Source organism: Albidovulum aestuarii (genome assembly GCF_029961185.1).
In the GTDB taxonomy this organism is placed as follows: Bacteria; Pseudomonadota; Alphaproteobacteria; order Rhodobacterales; family Rhodobacteraceae; genus Albidovulum; species Albidovulum aestuarii.
This window is the reverse complement of the sequence record NZ_JASBQQ010000002.1, coordinates 617,994-637,322: the sequence shown is the minus strand read 5'-3', so window position 1 is coordinate 637,322 and position 19,329 is coordinate 617,994. Positions and strand designations below refer to the sequence as shown.

Below are 19,329 nucleotides of genomic sequence, written 5' to 3'. Positions count from 1 at the left end.
CGCCTAGTTCTTCAACAGAATCCGCCCATTTCCCCGATTCTGACTAATCTGGGCGCAGGAAGTCAGAACGTCTCCACCGACGGCCGAACGCAAATCTCGTTAGACCAGGCGCTGCGATCCTGTTCCATCAGGTTGCGATACGTGCTGGCGATGGCCTCCGGCCGCAGCATCGATCCCGGTCGGTCGTCGGGTTCGCTCCGTCCCGGGTTTAGGATCACACCGTCGATGTTGATCCAGGCGACGTGAATGCCCTTCGGATGCAACTCCCGGGCCATGCTTTCGGACAAGCCGCGCTGGGCGAACTTTCCCATCGCGAAGGGCGCCGACTGCGGATAGCCCTTCACGCCTGCCGAAGCCCCGGTGAACAATATGGTGCCGCGGCAGCCGGCGACGGGTTCAGCCTCGAGCATGCGCCGCGCGGCGTGTTTGCCGGTCAGGAACGCGCCGATAGCGGTGACCTCGATCACGCGTCGCACATCTTCCATGGCAAGTTCCGCCACAGGCCCCCGCACACGCATCGAGGGATTGTAGATGACAACCCGCGGCGGCTCGAGCAGGGCGTCGAACAGGGCCTTGACCGCCGCCTCGTCGGTCGCATCGAGCAGTACGGCCTCGGCGCCGGTCTCGTCGGCCACGCTCTTCATCTTCGCACCGCTGCGGGCCGCGAGCGTCAGCGCGTGATCGCGGGACAGTTCCCGGGCGAGGGATGCCGAAAGCCCGTCTCCGGCTCCGATGATGACAGCGCGTGGTTTGTCCATGTTCTCCTCCAGCCGATCCCTCTGGGGCCTACTTGACCCCGCAGGTTACATCGCTTACCTCATAGCGCGCCGAGCGGGCGTTGTGTAATGGTAAGACCCCTGCCTTCCAAGCAGGAGACGCGGGTTCGATTCCCGCCGCCCGCTCCAAAAAAACTTCTCCGACAATTTGCCGACAAAATCACGAGTGATCGTCGATTAGTATATTGTTTTGTTTTAGAAATATTCTAAATGAGCGCTTGTCTTCCAAGCAAGAGACGCGGGTTCGATTCCCGCCGCCCGCTCCAGACTCCTTTCCAGATGAGCAGCAGGACCGTGGTTTCAGAACGGACTGGTGTAATCCGGTTTTCGGTTGCGCCGTCCAATGCCGTTGGGAATGCCGAATTTTTCCGCCTGATTATCCTCAACAACCATTGAGCCGCCGCAATTGACGATCCGGAGCTGTGGAAACTTGCCGTGGGGTCCGTCCGGGTGTCGGATACGGTTGCCTGTGACCTCGATATTCCGGGCTCCGTGAATGCGGATGCCGTTTGGGCTCGACACAGCGACTGAGTTGTCGCGGATCACGATGTTTTCGTATGGCCCGTCATGCAGCGAGATGCCCTGAAGTTCGACACGCAAAGGGTTGTCGGGCCGGATGCTCCATTCCATGACGGTGTTGTCCTTGACGACAAGTCCGCTCAAAAGTCCGTCGCCCTTGAAGGCCTGAAATCCATCGGGATGATTGCCGTCGATCTTGACGCCATCGGTCACGCGGTTGCCGATCGCCACGCAATTGTCGCCAGTGATCCTGAGCCCGTCACCGGAAAAACCGAAGACCGTGTTTTGAAAGATCTCTGAACCCGTACCGGCGACGAAGAAGCCGAAATAGATTCCGATCGCAGCATTGTTGCGGATCACGCAGCGCGGTCCGGCCAGAAAGACAGCGCTGATCTTGGCGGCGTTCCAGTCCTCACTGGTCCAGTTCGTGTGATTGTCGCTGTCCACACGACCGCGAAAAACCGATCCCGTAACCTCGATATTGGCCGATTGCTTGTCGGCCTCGATCAGGTGCTTGCGGCGGCGGGTCTGTTCCACGGGGGCAAGCGGCCAGCAGGACAGCCCCGCAAAGGTGAGGTTTTCGCAGCCCTCGATCCAGATCCGCTCGAAATGCGCGGCGCCGGGCGTTGCGGCGGCAACGGTCACGCTGCTCTCCTTGCGCAGACCCGACAGGGTCATATCGCCGAACTGGCCGTGCACAAGGATCGTCTCGCCCCCGCGCGCCCGGTCAAGCCGTCTGATCAGATCACGTGGGGTCGTCACGATTTCAGATGCCATTCAACAACTCCAATCATCTGCACAGCCCGGATGCCACCAAACTAGCGGGAGGATGCTGAAGGGCCAAGGGGCATGTCCGGCTGTCGGTTCCAGTCCTCGACCGGAAATACGAAGTAATCCGTTTGTCTGCGCTTCCGTCGTAACGGCGAAACAGCCTGCCGGATTGCCGGGTAGATGCCCTTTAGTCTCCAGCGGCAGATGTTGTATCATTCACGAATGGAAAAGCCGGGCGGAGACCGCCCGGCTTTGTTGAGTTCTGGTCGGTTCGGTCAGACGAACTTCTTGATCTCGCCCGACTTCAGACGGCTCAGATAGCTTTCGACCTCACGCTTCACGATCGGCATCAGGACATAGAGGCCGATGATGTTTACGACTGCCATGGCGAAGATCGCGGCATCCGAGAAGTCGATGACCGGACCAAGGCTTGCCGCTGCGCCGACGATGACGAAGAAGCAGAACAGAAGCTTGAAGATCAGTTCCTGCGTCTTGCCCTCACCGAAGAGGTAGGTCCAGGCCTTCAGCCCGTAATACGACCACGAGATCATAGTCGAGAAGGCGAAGAGCACGACCGCCACGACAAGGACATACGGGAAGAACGCGAAGGTGGAGCCGAAGGCGGCCGAGGTCAGACCGACGCCCGAGGTATCGCCCACGGTCGCGATGCGGCCCGTGGCTTCGTTCATCACGTAAAGGCCGGTTTCCGGATCGGTCACAAGCTGCTGGGTGAAGATGATCACCAGAGCGGTCATGGTGCAGATCACGACGGTGTCGATGAACGGCTCCAAGAGCGACACGAAGCCCTCGGTGATCGGCTCTTTCGTGCGGACAGCCGAGTGGGCGATGGCGGCAGAACCGACGCCCGCCTCGTTCGAGAAGGCCGCCCGCTTGAAGCCCTGGATCAGCGCACCGACCGCACCGCCTGCGATGCCGAGACCGGTGAACGCACCGGCGAAGATCTGGCCAAAGGCCCAGCCGATATTGCCGATATTCATCAGGATGATGATCAGCGCGGTGCCGCAGTAGAGGATTGCCATGAAGGGCACGATCTTTTCGGTGACCTGCGCGATCGACTTGATGCCGCCGACGATAACGACGAAGACGACGATGGCGAAAATCACGCCGGTGATCCAGCCGGGATAGTCACCCAGTACACCCGAAAGCTGCTGATGCGCCTGGTTGGCCTGGAACATGTTGCCGCCGCCGAAGGCACCAAGAATACAGAAGATCGCAAAGAGAGCGGCGAGGAACTTGCCCCCCGGAACGCCACGTTCGGCGAAGCCCTTGGTGATGTAGTACATCGGGCCACCCGAGACGGTGCCGTCCGGATATTCATTGCGGTACTTCACACCCAGCGTACATTCGGTGAATTTCGATGCCATGCCCAGAAGACCCGCGAGGATCATCCAGAACGTGGCCCCCGGTCCGCCGATGCCGATGGCAACCGCCACACCCGCGATATTGCCGAGCCCTACCGTGCCGGAAAGCGCCGTCGCCAGCGCCTGGAAGTGGCTGACCTCACCCGCATCATTGGGATCGGAATAATCGCCCTTCACCAGCGCGATGGAGTGTTTGATCACCCGGAACTGGATGAAGCCGAAATAGAGCGTGAAGACCGAGGCCGCGACGACGAGCCAAGCCACGATCCATGGGAAGGACGTCCCCGGGAAGGGGGAGAAGATGAAGTTGACGAACCAGCCCGTCGCACTGGCAAAGGTCGCGTTGATAGTTTCATCGAGTGTTTGCGCCTGCGCCGCGCCCGCCAGTAGCGATGCCGCGGCAGCGCCGACAAGGGCGCGCGTTTCCATTCTCTTGTTCATATGATTGTCCCCGTTCTGTTACGGCACGATGGTGCAGGGCACCGGTGCGATCTGGGCGAGTGAACCCGCGACCGACCCGAAAAGCCGCTCCACGATGGTCGAATGACCGGTGCGACCGATGAAGATCTGGCTGGCGCCGTGATCCTTTGCGATGTCGCAAAGCGTCTCCGCGACATGGCCATATTTTATTTCGGTTGAGACTGAGACGCCGGAATTGGCCAGATCGGCGGCAAGCGGAGCAACCACTGCCGACTCGGCACGCTTCAGTTCTTCGCCCCGTCTTTTGTGACGTTCCGCTATCTCTTCCGGCGTCAGGAACGAATACGGCGACCACTCCAGCACATGGGCCACGACCACAGACGCACCGGCCAGTTTGGCCTGTGCAACGGCATGGTCGACGGCCCGCCTGCCGGCAGGACTGCCGTCATAGGCGGCAACGAAAACATTTGCCATCATCTTCTCCCTCGTTGTTTCCCGATTGCGTCGGGTGGACAAGTGTCACCCGATAGTCGTGGGATTGCCTCCCTAATTTTCAGGATGACGCAATTTTCTTCGTAAGATATGCCTAATTTTTCCCTCAACTCAGGAGAATCTTGCGTATCCGAAGGAAAACCGCTCGTTCTTTGCGCGGTTAGCTCGGGCCTCTCCCTGCGACGCCCCGCCGCTTGCCCCGGGCCGCGCGGGCGCATAAACCCGTGGGATCGGAGCGGAGGGGAAATGGCACGGCGAACAGACAGTCAGAGCGAGGATCGCGCGTCTTCGAAACGTGTCGGTGCCCTGACGGGGTTGGTGCCCTTCCTGAAACCTTATGGCGGTCTTGTCGCCGGGGCGGGAGGGGCGCTTGTGCTGACCGCCTCCATTTCGCTTCTCTTACCGGTCGCAGTGCGTCGTGTGATCGACGGTTTCGGTGAGGGCGCCGAACTGCTCGACAGCTACTTCGCGGGCGCCATGGTTATCGCTGCCTTGCTCGCGCTTGGGACCGGCGCAAGGTACTACCTCGTCACCCGGCTGGGCGAGCGGGTCGTGGCCGATATTCGCAAGGCGGTCTTCGACCGGGTAATCGGGATGAGCCCCGCTTTCTACGAAAAGATCATGACCGGCGAGGTGGTGAGCCGCATCACCACCGATACGACGCTGATCCTGTCGGTCATCGGTTCATCGGTCTCTGTTGCCTTGCGCAACCTTTTGATTTTGCTTGGCGGCATCATTCTGATGCTGTTCACCTCGGCCAAGCTGACAGGGCTCGTCCTGCTGATCGTGCCGCTGGTCCTTGTGCCGATCATCACGCAGGGCCGTCGCCTGCGCCGCCTTTCGCGCGAGAATCAGGACTGGATTGCCGCGTCGTCGGGCTCGGCGTCAGAGGCTTTGGGTGCGGTCCAGACCGTGCAGTCCTACACCCATGAGCGTGAAAGCCGGGCCGAGTTCGCCCGCGTGACCGAAGAGGCCTTATCCTCTGCCAAGGCCCGCATCCGCACCCGCGCAGCGATGACCGTCGCGGTCATCTTCCTCGTCTTCGCCGGGGTTGTCGGCGTCCTCTGGATCGGCGCGCGCGATGTGCGGGCGGGCGCGATGAGTCCGGGCGAACTGGTGCAGTTTGTCATTTATGCGATCATGGCGGCAGGCTCGGTCGCGGCCCTGTCGGAAATCTGGGGCGAGTTGCAGCGCGCGGCGGGCGCGACCGAGCGGCTGGTGGAACTGCTGAATGTCACTGACAGTGTGTCTGAGCCCGCGACGCCGGTTGCGCTGCCCCGCCCGGTGCGGGGCGAGATCGTTTTCGACGATGTGACTTTCCACTATCCCGCCCGGCCCGAGCAATCGGCGCTGGAAGACATGAATCTGCATGTGAAGCCGGGCGAGACGGTGGCGCTCGTCGGCCCCTCCGGTGCCGGCAAAACCACGGTCATCCAGCTACTTCTGCGTTTCTACGACCCCGACCGGGGTCGCATCACGCTGGACGGCGTGGCGCTGGGCGACATGGCGCGGTCCGAATTCCGCAAAGCACTCGCACTCGTTCCGCAGGACCCGGTGATTTTCGCCGCAACCGCGCGGGAGAATATCCGTTTTGGCCGCCCCGATGCGACGGACGCGGAGGTCGAAACTGCCGCCCGCACGGCCGCCGCACATGATTTCCTGTCCGCTTTGCCCGAAGGTTATGACACCTATGTCGGCGAACGCGGCGTGATGCTCTCGGGTGGGCAGAAGCAACGCATCGCCATTGCCCGGGCGATCCTGCGTGACGCCGCCGTGCTGCTTCTGGACGAAGCGACCTCGGCCCTTGACGCAGAAAGCGAACGCGCGGTGCAAAAGGCGGTCGAGGCGGTTTCGCAGGATCGCACGACGCTCATTGTCGCCCACCGGCTGGCGACTGTGAAAAAGGCCGACAGGATCGTCGTATTCGATCGGGGCCGGATCGTCGCCACCGGCACGCATGATGCGCTTGTGGCCGAAGGTGGCCTGTATGCCCGCCTCGCACGGCTTCAGTTCACCGAGGGACTGGCGGCTGAGTGACGTAAGGCGACATTCCTTTTACCGCGGCGGTGATCGGCAGTTCCATTGCGTGGGGCCTCGCCCGGAATGGCTAGATCAAGGATCGAATGCTGAACCGGCCTTCGGCTTGCGCCGAAGACCGTAGCCCTCCTGGGCGCGACAATGGATTTGGCTGTGAACCAACCGATCAAAGGTCAAACCCGTCCTGTTCGATGAGTTCAGGCCCATCATCGTCGCGTCCAAAGGGTCGGACCGGCCGCGTGACAAACCGCCCGGACCAACCGAGGCCGAGATCGCGCCCATCCGCATCGCCGGTTTCTCCCGATAGCCAAGGCAACAGTTCATCTTCCGTCAGTATGACAGGCATCCGCGGATGCAGATGGCCAAGTTCCGGCGTTGCCTCGCGCGTCAGGATCGTGCAGGTCAGGGCGCTATCGGACCGTGCCTCGCAGAGACCGGCGAAGAAGACCGGCGCATTCTGTGTCAGTCCGACAAACCATGGTCGGCGTGCGGACCTGTCCCCGGTCCATTCGTAGTAACCCGAGGCGGGCAGGATGCAGCGGCCCCGTTTCCAGGCCCGTCGGAAGACGGGCTTGCTTGCGGCTGTCTCGATCCTCGCATTGAATGTGGTGGCCTTCCAGTCGCGCGTTCCCACATCGAACCAGTCGGGCACGAACCACCAGCGCGCTTCGTCCGCCCTCAGTCGGCCATCGACTATCCGGGCGAGGCTGACCGTTTGGGTTGGCTTGATGTTGTAACTGACATGGCCGCTCGCGCCGCGAATGATCCGCAGCGTGTCATGATACTCTGCCCACGAGGCATCGCTGAGGATGAAGCGGCCACACATGAATCGCAGCATGTACCGAATGTGCTTTGCCATGAAGCCTTCGGTGCGCGGATTCCCGCGGAAATCGCGGTTCTCCGGGCGATGACGCTGCGGAACCGGCCGACCGTTCTTGTTATCGTCGCTGTGGCCCGGAATATTAACCTTGTCGCGACAAGCGGCAGAAATGGTTCATACAGAGTGTGGAGGATTCCATGGGCGTTTGGAGTTTCGTCAAAGACGCGGGCAAGAAGCTGTTCGGTGTGGGGGCAGCTGAGGCGGCCGAAGTGCCGGAAGAGGTGCTGAAATCAGAAATCAAGGGTCTCGGCCTCGACGCGAGCGGGCTCGACATCAAGGTCGAGGGCGACAAGGTCAAGGTTTCCGGCAAGGCCGTCAGCCCTGAGATGAAGGAAAAGGTCATCCTTGCCGTAGGCAATGTCGATGGTGTGGCCGAGGTGGAAACGTCGGACGACGACGACACCAAGGGCGCGGTATTCCATACGGTGTTCAGGGGCGACACGCTGTCAGCCATCGCCAAGAAGACGCTTGGCAATGCTAATCGCTACCCGGAAATCTTCGAGGCGAACAAGCCGATGCTGACCCATCCCGACAAGATCTATCCCGGACAGGTTCTGCGTATCCCGCAGAAATAACATCTGCGCGGATTGGCTGTCCGGCCCTGATTTCTCGGGGCCGGGCAATCTGACGCGGCGTCGAAACCAGTATCGCAGTCTTGCCCCAAGCCGCCTTTGCCCGCATCCTGCGGCTAAGGAAAATCCGGGAAATCCGGAAAGGGGAGAGACAGATGCCGAAGTTTTCGGGCGTTGCCGACCGCGATGCCGTTGAGAAGGAAATGCCCTATGACGAGCGCGACCTGCCGGTCACGCTTTTTCAGTTTCTGACCAGAACACGCGATGCGCACGGGACACGTAACGCGATCAGTTTCCAGATTCTGTCCGACCCTGGGTCCAAGGCCGAGACGTGGGACTGGAACGGGCTGGTTGGCAAGGTCACACAGGCCGCAAACCTCTTCCGGTCGCTCGGCATCGGCGAAAACGACGTCGTCGCCTACCTGATGCCGAACTCGCTTGAAACCGCCGCGACGTTGCTTGGTGGCGCGGTTGCGGGCGTCGTCAATCCGATCAACCCGCTGTTGGAGCCAGAACAGATCGCCGCGATCCTGCGCGAGACCAAGGCCAAGGTGCTGGTCACGCTCAAAGCCTTCCCCAAGACCGATGTGCCGCAAAAGGCCGCCGCTGCACTGAAACTTGCACCGGGGGTTCAAACAGTGCTGGAGGTTGATCTCAACCGCTACCTGACCCCGCCGAAATCGTGGATCGTGCCCTTCGTGCGGCCGAAGAACCCGGTTGAACACAAGGCACGTGTTCTGGATTTCAACGCCGAATGCGCCAAACAGCCCGCCGACCAGTTAGCGTTCGCGGACAGCACGGGCGACAGGGTCGCGGCCTATTTCCATACCGGCGGAACAACCGGCATGCCGAAGGTCGCGCAGCACAAGTATTCCGGCATGATCTATAACGGGTGGCTGGGCGGCACGCTGCTGTTCGACGAAAAGGATGTGCTGATCTGCCCCTTGCCGCTGTTCCACGTCTTCGCCGCCTATCCGGTTTTCATGTCGGTGATCGCGGCCGGCGCCCATGTCGTGATGCCAACTCCGGCAGGCTATCGCGGTGACGGAGTCTTTGACAATTTCTGGAAGCTGATCGAACGCTGGCAGGTGACGTTCCTCATCTCGGTCCCGACGGCCATCGCCGCGCTGATGCAGAGGCCTGTAAATGCCGATGTCTCCTCGCTCAAGATCGCGATTTCCGGGTCCGCGCCGCTGCCGCTGGAACTCTACAACCGCTTCGAAAAGGCCACGGGCGTCCAGATCGCCGAGGGCTACGGCCTGACCGAAGCGACCTGCCTCGTCTCCTGCAACCCGGTGGACGGGCACAAGAAAGTCGGCTCTGTTGGAGTGCCCTTGCCCTATACCCATGTGCGTATCCTGCATACCGATGGCGACGGGGGCGTACTGAAGGAATGCGGCACTGACGAAGTGGGTGAGATCTGCATTTCCAATCCCGGCGTCTTCGCGGGCTCGACTTATACCGAGGTGGACAAGAACCGCGACCTCTTCGCCGAAGGGCGCTATCTGCGCACGGGCGATCTCGGCCGGATCGATGGCGACGGCTATCTCTGGATCACCGGCCGGGCGAAGGACCTAATCATCCGGGGCGGACACAACATCGACCCCGCCGAGATTGAAGAGGCGCTGATGGGCCACCCCGCCGTCGCTTTCGTCGGTGCGATCGGCCAGCCAGACGCCTTCGCGGGCGAATTGCCCTGTGCCTATGTCGAGCTTGTCGATGGCGGGCAGGTCACGCCCGAGGAACTGATCGAATTCGCCAAATCCCACATCCAAGAACGGGCCGCAATTCCAAAGCATATCGAAGTGCTCGGCGAACTGCCCAAGACCGCCGTCGGCAAAATCTTCAAGCCGGATCTGAGAAAGCGCGCGATCCAGCGGGTTTATGATGCGGCACTGGCGGAGGCCGGATTTGCAGTTCGTGTCAAGGACGTAGCCGAGGACAAGAAGCGTGGCCTCGTGGCGCGGCTGGAAAAGACCGGTGAAGTCGATGAGGAAGCGCTGAAGCACAAGCTGGGTGAATTTACCCGGCCTTGGGACTGGGTCGAATAGGTCGCATGGACTGACACTGGGGGAGGGCGGCAGACTGTGCCGTAAAGGAGCCGCCTTCATGCCTCCCTACAGCTATCGTCACGATCCCGCCGTGCCCGATTTTGATGACCGGGCGCCGGTGGCGTTCATGGATGGCGACTGTGCGCTTTGTACCTTCGGTGCCCGTATGATCGACCGGCTTGACCGGCGGGGGGATATCCGCATCTGTCCAGTCGATACCCCACTCGGGCAGGCGATGTTGCGCCATTACGGGCTGAATCCGGACGATCCCGAAAGCTGGCTGTACCTAGAAGCGGGGCGGGTCTGGCGCGATTTTGACGCGATGGCGCGGGTCGGTGCCCGGTCCGGTGGATGGGGTCATTTCCTGAGGTTGCTTCTGGTCATTCCCCCGCCACTGCGGGACTGGCTCTACGCCCATCTTGCACGCAATCGTTATGCGCTCTTTGGTCGGTCGGACCTTTGTGAGATGGCGCCACCCTCGCTCCGGGCAAGGCTGATGCGATGAGGGTCGTGATCCTTGGCGGCACCGGCGTTTTTGGCAGCCGCCTGGCGGCGCTTCTGGCGCGCGACGGCCATGAGGTTGTCGTCGCGGCCCGCACCTTCGACCGAGCTGAAGAAGTTGCGGCCCGCCTGGGCGCCCGCGCGCTGCGCCTCGACCGTGACGGCGATCTGTCACCGGTTTGGGCTGTGGCGCCCGAGGCTGTCGTCGATGCCGCCGGTCCATTCCACGCCTATGGCGATGATCCCTACCGGCTGGCACGCGCCTGCATTGCGCAAGGCATCGCCTATCTCGACCTTGCTGACGATCCGGATTTCTGCGCCGGGATCGCGGTGCTTGATGCCGAGGCGAAGGCGGCGGGAGTTTTTGCGCTGTCGGGGGTTTCGTCCGTTCCAGCGCTGTCTTCCGCCGCCGTCGCGACCTTGGCGGAGGGTATGGAACGTATCGAAGATATCGACATGGCAATCCTGCCCGGCAACCGTGCGCCGCGCGGAACGTCGGTCATCGCTGCGATCCTCGACCGCACGGGTGCCACGTTCAGGTTATGGCAGGGCGGCGCTTGGGAAGTGCGGCGAGGCTGGTCAGATGTACGCCGATACCGACTGGCGCCCGATCTTTCCCGAGCCGGATATCTGTTAGAAGTTCCAGATATCAGGCTGTTTCCAAATCACTTTAAGGCAAGCTCTGTCAGCTTTCGAGCGGGGCTTGAACTCTGGCCGATGAATGCCGGGCTTGCGGTCTTATCGCTGTTTCGTTCTGCGTTCGGGTTTGCGCCCTCTCGCTGGACTGTGCGCGTTGCGCAAGGGTTGGCCCGGCTTCTGTCGCCGTTCGGGTCCGACCGGGGCGGGATGGTCGTGCGGGTCAGCGGACGTCGTAGCGGCGCGCCGGTTACCGCCGAATGGCGGCTCGTCGCCGAGGCGGGAGACGGGCCGTTCGTCCCGACGGTGGCCGCCCGCGCAATGCTCGCCAGGACGCATGCCATCGCAGCAGGAGCGCGGCCGGCCCTCGCCGAGCTGCCGCTCGCCGCGTTCGAGGGCGCAATGGTCGACATCGCTGTCACGACAGAGCGTGAAGACCGGCCGTCACCGTCATTGTTCCTCTCCTTCCTCGGGCGGGCATTCCTGTCACTGCCGAAGGCGGTGCGAGACAGTCATGACTGGACGGGTTGCCTGCGGCTTTCGGGTCGGGCGACGATCGTCCGCGGCACCGGGTTGCCCGCCCGGATAATCGCCCTGATCTTCGGTTTCCCCCCATCAGTTGAAGATGTGGCGGTTACGGTCACCAAACGGAAATATGCCGATGGTGAGATCTGGGTTCGCGACTTCGGTGGCCGGAAGTTCCGGTCTCACCTGCGCCATGGCAACGACGGAATGACCGAGAGCTTCGGTCCTTTCGAATTCACGCTCGCATTGGCGGTGAGGGACGGAGCTCTGACCTTCCCAGTTGCGTCAGGCCGGATTGGTCCATTGCGCCTGCCGAGGGCTTTCCTGCCGCTATCCTTTGCCGTCGAGCGCGAGGAAGATGGGCGATTTCAATTCGATGTCGATCTGCATGCGCCGCTTGGGTTGGGCCGGATCGTACACTATCGCGGCTGGCTCATCGCTCAATCATAGCGCTGACCGCCCCCGTCTGGTCCGAATCAACGGCCCAAATAACAGACGGAAACGCGCTGTCTTTCTATCAACGTTAACGGTGGATTAGCCCAAGATGAACACAACTTTAACGGAATACCCAATTCGCCCGAATTCAGCGCTTTGTTCTCCCAATCAAGCCCTGTTGCCCAATTATTGCCAGATTTGACGCGTGTTTCGTTGTGTGGGGGCAAAACGAAAACGCTGCTAGACGGACAAATTCGCCGGGGAAGGGCAATAATGATACGCCGTTTTTATCGTGCTTTGTCTTTGCGCAGATTCTCGCGCGAGGAAGACGGAGCAGCCACGATCGAAGCCGTATTGTGGCTTCCGTTCTATATCATGCTGTTCGGCCTGCTCGTGGACGTGTCTATGATCTTTCATGGCCAGTCTAAACTGCTTCGCATCGTCCAGGACGCCAATCGAAACATGTCGATCGGCCGGCTGACAACCAATTCTGCCGTGCAGGACTTCGTGATCGCCCGCGCCGGTTCCATGTCGAAGGATCCCAAGGCGACCACTGTCACCAGTGCCGGCCTGATCCTGACAACCGCAAGCGTCCCGATGACGGATCTCGACCTCTTCGGCGTGGCAAGCGTGTTCAAGAATGTGCGGATGACGGTTCAGGCCGAGCATCTGATGGAGTACTGAGCTATGTTCAACTTCAAGCCCATCATGTTCGGTCGTAAAGCTACGACATTCGCAGAGGATGAAACCGGCGGCATCACAGCCCTCAGCCTGCAGATGTTTCTGGCCACGCTCGTCATCGGCGGCCTCGCCGTCGACTTCGGCAGTGGTGTTGCCACCAAAACCCAGCTTCAGGTCGCCGCCGACGCAGCCGCGCACGCTGCAGTTTACACGCGTGAATATCACACCCCTGACGAAGCGAAAACCAAAGCGCTCGAGGTTGCGGCAGCGAACATGCCTGCCGGGAAATACGGAAACATCCTTACCGCTGCGGATATCCAATTCGGCGACTGGGATCGTGACAAGCAGGTCTTTATCGCGAACCCGAAGTCGCGTAACGCCGTGCTGGTTGCGGCCAAGCGCCATAAAAACCGTGGCAACGGTGTCGGCACCTACATGCTGGGGCTCGTCGGCTACAATCAGCTCGACGTGACCTCGGGGACCGTCTTTGAAACCTACTATCCGATGTGCTTCCGAGAAGGCTTTGTCGCGCAGGAGCGGGTCGAGGTTCAGAGCGGCAGCCATTATGGCGCGGGATTTTGTATCCACTCGCAGAGCTATGTGAAGGCATCGTCGAACAACCAGTTTGACCCGGGTACCGTGGTGTCGATGCCCAGCAAGTCGGATGTCGAACTGCCAAGCTCCGGTTTTGCCACCAATACAGGACTGGAAGCCGCGTTACGCGACGGGTCCTACAAGATCCGTATCCTGAACCGGATCAACGACATTTACACCGGTCTGATGGACCCAAAGCATGCGACTTTTGGGGTCATGACGCAAACGATGCCGAACGGTGATCCGAACGAATATTACCGGTCCTATATCAAGAAGTTCCAGGTCATCAACCTGAACTACAAGATGGACGCGGAAGCCGGAACCTTCACGCAGAACCGCATCCATGAAGTGCGCTGCAAGCAGGATAAGTGGACCTACGACCTCAAGCCCGGGACGGTCCTGAAAAATGCCGTTCTGATCACCGATTGCCGCCTGACCATCCATGCCGGTGCGCAGATCGAGGATGCGGTGATTTTCGTTGACAGCACGGAATCTACTGCCGTCCGCGCACCTTCCAGCATCGTGATCGGCAAGGATGACAAATGCGCCGATGGTGGCGATGTGCAGATCGTGACCCGTGGCAGTGTCAGCTTTGCCTCCGGCGTCTCGATGTACGGTAGCCAGATCATCGCGCTGGGCGATATCTCTCTCACCGCCAATGCCAATGGGCTTGAAGGCGTGTCCCTCGTCGCTGGCGGCAAGCTCGACGTGACGTCGAATGGCGCTTATGGGTTCTGTGGCGGCAATGGCATGTCCAACAATTACGAAGCGGCTTATTTCCGTCTGGCCAAATAGGCGTCAGTCCCCGTTCTTCCCTCGTCGCAAGACGAAACTTAAAACGGTCGGTGCAGCTCCGCTCCGGCCGTTTTTTCTTTTTCGAGGTTCGACCGCGACCCGTTATGTCGCGAACCGGCGGGGAAAGTGGTGTTAGGCATTGAAATCTCATTGCCGTGCCGGTTCAGTGGAGCAGGCAGGGAGGACGATCATGCGCTATTCCGGGTTCAGGGTCATTTCCGAAGGGTTCTTCGGCAACAAGGGCTGGACACCCGCCTGGCGCGACCCCGATCCGAAGCCGGAATATGAGGTCGTGATCATCGGTGGCGGGGGGCATGGGCTGTCGACGGCCTACTACCTCGCCAAGAACCACGGCATCACCAATATCGCGGTGCTGGAAAAGGGCTATCTCGGTGGCGGCAATGTCGGGCGCAATACCACGATCGTGCGGGCGAACTACTTCCTGCCCGGCAATCAGGAGTTCTACTCTCACTCGCTGAAACTGTGGGAGGGGCTGGAGGCCGATCTCAACTACAACGTGATGCATTCTCAGCGTGGCCTCATCAACCTCTTCCATTCCGACGGCCAGCGTGACGCCTTCGCCCGGCGCGGTAATGCGATGATTAATCAGGGCGACGATGCGGAGCTTCTGGACCGCGAGGGCGTGCGCCGCCATCTGCCCTATCTCGATTTCGAACAGACCCGCTTTCCGATCTATGGCGGCCTTCTCCACCGGCGGGGCGGCTCGGCGCGGCACGATGCGGTTGCCTGGGGGTATGCGCGCGGTGCGGACCAGCGCGGCGTTGACCTGATCCAGAATTGCGAAGTGACGGGCATCGACATCGTGGATGGCCGGGTGACCGGCGTACAGACCACGCGCGGTGCGATCAAGGCCAAGAAGGTCGGCATCATCGTCGCGGGCAGGTCCGGTCAGGTCGCGGCGATGGCGGGGATGCGGCTGCCGGTCGAAAGCCATATCCTTCAGGCCTTCGTGACCGAGGGGCTGAAGCCTGTCATCGACCATGTCGTCAGCTTCGGCATGGGGCATTTCTACATCTCGCAGAGCGACAAGGGCGGGCTCGTCTTTGGCGGCGATCTGGACTTCTATTCCTCCTATGCCGCGCGGGGGAACCTGCCGATGGTCGAACATGTGATGGAGGCGGGCATGACGCTGATGCCGATGATCGGCAAGGCTAAGGTGCTGCGATCCTGGGGCGGGATCATGGACATGACGCCCGACGGATCGCCCATCATCGACAAGACCGATGTCGGCGGGCTCTATATCGACTGCGGCTGGAACTACGGCGGCTTCAAGGCGGTGCCTGCCTCGGGCTGGTGCATGGCCCATCTGATGGCGACCGGCGATAGCCACGAGTACGCCCGACGCTTCCGCCTGAACCGTTTCGTCACGGGCCATCTTCTGGATGAAGAAGGCACCGGGTCGCAGCACAATTTGCATTGAGGGAGAACCATGCGCATCAACTGTCCCCTCTGCGGCACCCGCGACCGGCGTGAATTCACCTATTATGGCGATGCTGTCTATGCCAACCGCCCGGCGGAAGGTGCGCCCATCGAGGCATGGGACGATTACCTGCATCTGCGTGACAACCCGGCAGGCGAGACGCGCGATCTTTGGTATCACGAGCTTGGCTGTTCGGCCTGGATTGAGGTCACGCGCAACACCGTCACGCATGAGATATCCGCGACCCGCCTCCTGACGGACCGCAAAAAACCCGCGAAGAGGGGAAAGAAGACATGAGGATCGCGGGCAAGGGGCTGATCGACCGCGCAAAGACGGTCGGCTTCCGCTTCGACGGCAAGGACTATACCGGGTTCGAGGGCGATACGCTCGCCTCGGCGCTTCTGGCCTCGGACGTGAAGGTCTTTGGCCGGTCCTTCAAGTATCACCGCCCGAGGGGCGTGATGACCGCAGGGTCGGAGGAGCCGAACGCGCTGGTGACAGTAGGTAAAGGCGCCGCGCAGGTGCCGAACGTCCGCGCGACGGTGCAGGAGATCCATGACGGACTGGAAGCGCGGGGCCAAAACGCATGGCCCTCGGTTAACATGGACGTGATGGCGGTCAACGACCTCTTCGCACCGTTCTTCAGCGCGGGCTTTTACTACAAGACCTTCATGTGGCCGCGTGCATTCTGGGAAAAGCTCTATGAACCCGCGATCCGCCGCGCGGCGGGGCTCGGTGCCCTTTCCGGCAAGCATAACGACGAGAGCTATGAAAAGGCCTGGGCCCACTGCGACCTGCTGATCATCGGCTCCGGCCCCGCAGGTCTCATGGCGGCTTTGACGGCGGCTCGTGCGGGGGCCGAAGTGATCCTTGCCGAGGAAGACCACCGCATGGGTGGCCGCTGCCTGTCCGAGACGTTCGAAATCGCGGGCAAACCCGCTGCAGACTGGGCTGCCGGGATCGTGGCCGAACTGGATGCCATGCCGAATGTCCGGCTGATGACACGCACCACGGTGACCGGCGCCTATGACGACGGCACTTATGGCGCGCTGGAACGGGTTGGGCTGCATGTCGCCAACCCGCCGAAGGATCTGCCGCGCGAATGCTTCTGGCGGATCGTGGCGAAACGGGCGGTGCTCGCCTCGGGCGCGCATGAACGCCAGATCGCGTTCTCCAACAACGACAGGCCCGGCATCATGACGGCGGGCGCGGTCAGGGCCTATCTGAACCGCTGGGGCGTGGCGCCCGGCCATGCTGTCACGATCTTCGCCAACAACGACGATGCCCACCGCACCGCCCGCGACCTCTCTGCCGCTGGGGTCCGCATCGCCGCCCTGATCGACGTGCGCGAGGATGTAGAGGTTGCGGGCGACTTCCCCGTCTATGCAGGTTACAGGATCATCGACACGGTCGGCCGCAAGGGGCTACGGGACGTGGTTATCGCCGACAAATCGGGCCAGATTTCGCGGATCGTCAGCGATTGCCTTGCCGTTTCGGGCGGCTGGAACCCCGCGCTTCATCTGACCTGCCATATGAATGGCCGTCCCGTGTGGCGCGAGGATATCGCGGCTTTCGTGCCGAAGCCCGGCATGGTGCCGGGGCTGGAGGCGGCGGGTTCTGCGAACGGAGCGTTTTCCACCCGTGCCTGTCTTGCCCAAGGTGTGGCGGCGGCAGAGGCGGCGCTGGAGGCTCTGGGCCGGAAACCGAAGAAGGTGGACATGCCCGAGGCCGAGGATGGTGCGGTCAGGATGCGCGCCTATTGGGAAGTGCCGGAACCGAAGCACCGCGCCTGGCTCGATTTCGCCAATGACGTGACGACAAAGGACGTGCGGCTGGCGGCGCAGGAAAATTTCCGCTCTGTCGAGCATATGAAGCGCTACACGACGCAAGGAATGGCGCCCGATCAGGGCAAGAACTCCAACGTCGCGGCCCTCGCGATCCTTGCCGATGCGACCGGGCGCGGTATCCCGGAAACCGGAACGACAACCTTCCGCCCACCCTATACGCCCGTCTCCATCGCCGCGATGGGCGCAGGCGGGCAGGGCGCGGGCTTTGCCCCACAGCGCTTCACGACCTCCGACAAGGCCGCCCGCGAACGCGGCGCGCCGATGATCGAGGCGGGGCTCTGGTACCGGCCCTCGTACTTCCCGCGTCCGGGCGAGAAGACCTGGCGCGACAGTTGCGACCGCGAGGTTATGATGGTGCGCGACCGGGTCGGCATTTGCGACGTCTCGACGCTCGGCAAGATCGACCTTCAGGGCAAGGACACGGCGCGATTCCTTGACCTCGTCTACACCAACACCTTCTCGACGCTGAAGCCGGGCCGCGTGCGCTATGGGCTGATGCTGCGCGAGGACGGGCTGATCATGGATGACGGCACCACGGCCTGTCTGGCCGAGGGGCACTACCTGATGACCACCACCACGGCGGCGGCAGGGCAGGTGATGCGGCATCTGGAATTTGTCCAGCAGGCGCATTGCCCGGGTTGGGATGTCCGCATGATCTCGGTCACCGAGCAGTGGGCGCAGTTCGCGGTCGCCGGGCCGCTCGCGCGCGAGCTTCTGAACTCGGTCCTTGAAACCCCGATCGATGTGACCACGCCGCCTTTCCTTGGGGTCACTGATGTCCGGCTGATGGATGTGAACGCACGGCTCTTCCGCATCTCCTTCTCGGGCGAGCTTGGCTATGAAATCGCCGTACCCGCCCGCTATGGCGAAGCGCTTTACCGCGATCTTGTCGCCCGGGCAGAAAGCCTCGGTGGTGGCGCCTATGGAATGGAGGCTCTGAATGTCCTTCGGATAGAGAAGGGCTTCATCACCCATGCCGAAATTCATGGCCGCGTGACGGCCTTCGATATCGGCATGGAGGGTATGATTTCGGGCAAGAAGGACTGCATCGGCAAAGGGGCAAGCCAACGCCCGGGCCTTGTCGGTCCGGAACGCGAACAATTGGTCGGCCTGCGACCCATTCCGATGTCGCGCCAGATCGGCGCGGGCGCGCATCTCTTCAACGAAGGTGCCGATCCGGTGCGCGTGAACGATCAGGGATATGTCACGTCTGTCGGTTACTCGCCCGTGCTTAAGACATATCTCGGGCTCGCCTTCCTGAAGAATGGCCGCGCCCGGCATGGCGAACGCATCCGGCTGGTTGATCATCTCAGGGGGACGGATGTGATCTGCGAAGTGATGAACCCGGTCTTCTTCGACCCGGAGGGAGGACGCGCCCGTGCCTAGCCTGATCGAGAAAACCGCCTGTGACGGCCTGCTGCCCGTCACCGAAGCCGGAATGACCCTGAGCGAATGCGTCCCCTTGCGCATCACTTCCGTAGCCCCTCTCGCGGGCAAGGACCGGGCTTTTGGCGCTGCGTTGAAAGCGATGGGGCTCGGTTGGCCGAAGCCGGGCCAGTCGCTTGCGAACGGTGAGGCGAAGACGGTCTGGAGCGGCCGGGATCAGGCCTTCCTGATCGGTGTGACACCGGACGGACTTGATGACCTCGCGGCAATGACGGACCAGTCGGACGGTTGGGCGCGGATGCGCCTGGAGGGGCCGGGGACCGAGGCCGTGCTGGCACGGCTCGTGCCGCTTGACCTGCGGGCCACGGCGTTTCCGGTCGGCAGTGCCGCACGGACCGGGCTCAATCATATGATGATGGTGCTGTGTCGGACTGAAGACGCGGCGTTCGAGATCATGGTCTTCCGCTCCATGGCTGCTTCGGCGGTGCATGAACTGCACCACGCCATGAAAGCAATCGCCGCACGCACTGCGGCGCTTTGATACACCGAAGCGCGGGGCGGCGCTGCCCCCATCCCCGCGTAACCGCG

Annotated in this window: 16 protein-coding genes and 1 tRNA gene; 12 read left to right on the top strand and 5 right to left on the bottom strand. The window is 61.8% G+C overall.

The window, feature by feature from the left end:
• Nucleotides 1-62: 62 nt before the first annotated feature.
• Nucleotides 63-758: an SDR family NAD(P)-dependent oxidoreductase gene (locus tag QKW60_RS07880; RefSeq protein WP_282367747.1), complete on the bottom strand. Its 696-nt coding sequence runs from the start codon at nucleotides 756-758 to the stop codon at nucleotides 63-65.
• A gap of 73 nt (nucleotides 759-831) precedes the next feature.
• Here QKW60_RS07880 and QKW60_RS07875 point away from each other — a divergent pair.
• A tRNA-Gly gene (locus QKW60_RS07875) sits at nucleotides 832-905 on the top strand.
• 171 nt (nucleotides 906-1,076) lie between these two features.
• On the opposite strand, the gene QKW60_RS07870 is transcribed toward QKW60_RS07875, so the two are convergent.
• From QKW60_RS07870 to QKW60_RS07860, 3 genes are all read right to left on the bottom strand, one after another.
• Nucleotides 1,077-2,072, bottom strand: a complete 996-nt coding sequence (locus QKW60_RS07870) for a right-handed parallel beta-helix repeat-containing protein (RefSeq protein ID WP_282367745.1) — start codon at nucleotides 2,070-2,072, stop codon at nucleotides 1,077-1,079.
• A 269-nt stretch (nucleotides 2,073-2,341) separates the two neighbouring features.
• Nucleotides 2,342-3,889 carry an alanine/glycine:cation symporter family protein gene (locus QKW60_RS07865; RefSeq protein WP_419762654.1) on the bottom strand — a complete coding sequence of 516 codons (1,548 nt, stop codon included), beginning with the start codon at nucleotides 3,887-3,889 and terminating at the stop codon, nucleotides 2,342-2,344.
• Nucleotides 3,890-3,907: 18 nt separating this feature from the next.
• The gene (locus tag QKW60_RS07860) at nucleotides 3,908-4,342 is read right to left on the bottom strand and encodes a universal stress protein (protein ID WP_282367744.1); all 435 of its coding nucleotides are present in this window, start codon (nucleotides 4,340-4,342) and stop codon (nucleotides 3,908-3,910) included.
• 264 nt (nucleotides 4,343-4,606) lie between these two features.
• Here QKW60_RS07860 and QKW60_RS07855 point away from each other — a divergent pair, with 264 nt between their 5' ends.
• Entirely contained in the window at nucleotides 4,607-6,397 is a 1,791-nt protein-coding gene (locus QKW60_RS07855; RefSeq protein ID WP_282367742.1) for an ABC transporter transmembrane domain-containing protein, read from the top strand.
• 166 nt (nucleotides 6,398-6,563) lie between these two features.
• Here QKW60_RS07855 and QKW60_RS07850 read toward each other — a convergent pair whose 3' ends face one another.
• On the bottom strand, nucleotides 6,564-7,256 hold the full coding sequence (locus tag QKW60_RS07850; protein WP_282367741.1) for an SOS response-associated peptidase: 693 nt from the start codon (nucleotides 7,254-7,256) through the stop codon (nucleotides 6,564-6,566).
• Between the two features lie 158 nt (nucleotides 7,257-7,414).
• Here QKW60_RS07850 and lysM point away from each other — a divergent pair, with 158 nt between their 5' ends.
• The 10 genes from lysM (at nucleotide 7,415) to QKW60_RS07800 (ending at nucleotide 19,282) form a co-directional block, all read left to right on the top strand.
• Nucleotides 7,415-7,852 carry a peptidoglycan-binding protein LysM gene (gene lysM / locus QKW60_RS07845; protein ID WP_282367740.1) on the top strand — a complete coding sequence of 146 codons (438 nt, stop codon included), beginning with the start codon at nucleotides 7,415-7,417 and terminating at the stop codon, nucleotides 7,850-7,852.
• 152 nt (nucleotides 7,853-8,004) lie between these two features.
• On the top strand, nucleotides 8,005-9,900 hold the full coding sequence (locus tag QKW60_RS07840; protein ID WP_282367738.1) for an acyl-CoA synthetase: 1,896 nt from the start codon (nucleotides 8,005-8,007) through the stop codon (nucleotides 9,898-9,900).
• 58 nt (nucleotides 9,901-9,958) lie between these two features.
• The gene (locus QKW60_RS07835) at nucleotides 9,959-10,405 is read left to right on the top strand and encodes a thiol-disulfide oxidoreductase DCC family protein (RefSeq protein WP_282367737.1); all 447 of its coding nucleotides are present in this window, start codon (nucleotides 9,959-9,961) and stop codon (nucleotides 10,403-10,405) included.
• On the top strand, nucleotides 10,402-12,012 hold the full coding sequence (locus QKW60_RS07830) for a saccharopine dehydrogenase family protein (protein ID WP_282367736.1): 1,611 nt from the start codon (nucleotides 10,402-10,404) through the stop codon (nucleotides 12,010-12,012). Before QKW60_RS07835 ends, QKW60_RS07830 begins: the two co-directional genes overlap by 4 nt.
• A 258-nt stretch (nucleotides 12,013-12,270) precedes the next feature.
• Entirely contained in the window at nucleotides 12,271-12,681 is a 411-nt protein-coding gene (locus tag QKW60_RS07825; protein ID WP_282367735.1) for a TadE/TadG family type IV pilus assembly protein, read from the top strand.
• A 3-nt stretch (nucleotides 12,682-12,684) separates the two neighbouring features.
• The gene (locus tag QKW60_RS07820; RefSeq protein ID WP_282367734.1) at nucleotides 12,685-14,067 is read left to right on the top strand and encodes a pilus assembly protein TadG-related protein; all 1,383 of its coding nucleotides are present in this window, start codon (nucleotides 12,685-12,687) and stop codon (nucleotides 14,065-14,067) included.
• A 190-nt stretch (nucleotides 14,068-14,257) separates the two neighbouring features.
• Entirely contained in the window at nucleotides 14,258-15,508 is a 1,251-nt protein-coding gene (locus QKW60_RS07815; protein WP_282367733.1) for a sarcosine oxidase subunit beta family protein, read from the top strand.
• A gap of 9 nt (nucleotides 15,509-15,517) precedes the next feature.
• Nucleotides 15,518-15,805: a sarcosine oxidase subunit delta gene (locus tag QKW60_RS07810; RefSeq protein WP_282367731.1), complete on the top strand. Its 288-nt coding sequence runs from the start codon at nucleotides 15,518-15,520 to the stop codon at nucleotides 15,803-15,805.
• A complete protein-coding gene (locus tag QKW60_RS07805; RefSeq protein ID WP_282367730.1) occupies nucleotides 15,802-18,741 on the top strand; it encodes a sarcosine oxidase subunit alpha family protein in 2,940 nt (979 codons plus the stop codon). Before QKW60_RS07810 ends, QKW60_RS07805 begins: the two co-directional genes overlap by 4 nt.
• Nucleotides 18,734-19,282: a sarcosine oxidase subunit gamma gene (locus QKW60_RS07800; RefSeq protein ID WP_282367729.1), complete on the top strand. Its 549-nt coding sequence runs from the start codon at nucleotides 18,734-18,736 to the stop codon at nucleotides 19,280-19,282. The genes QKW60_RS07805 and QKW60_RS07800 overlap by 8 nt, the downstream gene beginning before the upstream one ends.
• Nucleotides 19,283-19,329 lie beyond the last annotated feature (47 nt).

What these genes read in the sequence shown, in the direction of transcription:
- QKW60_RS07835 (WP_282367737.1), top strand. Translation starts at nt 9,959, where the DNA reads ATGCCTCCCTACAGCTATCGTCACGATCCCGCCGTGCCCGATTTTGAT.
- QKW60_RS07860 (WP_282367744.1), bottom strand. Translation starts at nt 4,342, where the DNA reads ATGGCAAATGTTTTCGTTGCCGCCTATGACGGCAGTCCTGCCGGCAGG.
- QKW60_RS07840 (WP_282367738.1), top strand. Translation starts at nt 8,005, where the DNA reads ATGCCGAAGTTTTCGGGCGTTGCCGACCGCGATGCCGTTGAGAAGGAA.
- QKW60_RS07865 (WP_419762654.1), bottom strand. Translation starts at nt 3,889, where the DNA reads ATGAACAAGAGAATGGAAACGCGCGCCCTTGTCGGCGCTGCCGCGGCA.
- lysM (WP_282367740.1), top strand. Translation starts at nt 7,415, where the DNA reads ATGGGCGTTTGGAGTTTCGTCAAAGACGCGGGCAAGAAGCTGTTCGGT.
- QKW60_RS07820 (WP_282367734.1), top strand. Translation starts at nt 12,685, where the DNA reads ATGTTCAACTTCAAGCCCATCATGTTCGGTCGTAAAGCTACGACATTC.
- QKW60_RS07870 (WP_282367745.1), bottom strand. Translation starts at nt 2,072, where the DNA reads ATGGCATCTGAAATCGTGACGACCCCACGTGATCTGATCAGACGGCTT.
- QKW60_RS07825 (WP_282367735.1), top strand. Translation starts at nt 12,271, where the DNA reads ATGATACGCCGTTTTTATCGTGCTTTGTCTTTGCGCAGATTCTCGCGC.
- QKW60_RS07805 (WP_282367730.1), top strand. Translation starts at nt 15,802, where the DNA reads ATGAGGATCGCGGGCAAGGGGCTGATCGACCGCGCAAAGACGGTCGGC.
- QKW60_RS07855 (WP_282367742.1), top strand. Translation starts at nt 4,607, where the DNA reads ATGGCACGGCGAACAGACAGTCAGAGCGAGGATCGCGCGTCTTCGAAA.
- QKW60_RS07850 (WP_282367741.1), bottom strand. Translation starts at nt 7,256, where the DNA reads ATGGCAAAGCACATTCGGTACATGCTGCGATTCATGTGTGGCCGCTTC.
- QKW60_RS07815 (WP_282367733.1), top strand. Translation starts at nt 14,258, where the DNA reads ATGCGCTATTCCGGGTTCAGGGTCATTTCCGAAGGGTTCTTCGGCAAC.
- QKW60_RS07830 (WP_282367736.1), top strand. Translation starts at nt 10,402, where the DNA reads ATGAGGGTCGTGATCCTTGGCGGCACCGGCGTTTTTGGCAGCCGCCTG.
- QKW60_RS07810 (WP_282367731.1), top strand. Translation starts at nt 15,518, where the DNA reads ATGCGCATCAACTGTCCCCTCTGCGGCACCCGCGACCGGCGTGAATTC.
- QKW60_RS07880 (WP_282367747.1), bottom strand. Translation starts at nt 758, where the DNA reads ATGGACAAACCACGCGCTGTCATCATCGGAGCCGGAGACGGGCTTTCG.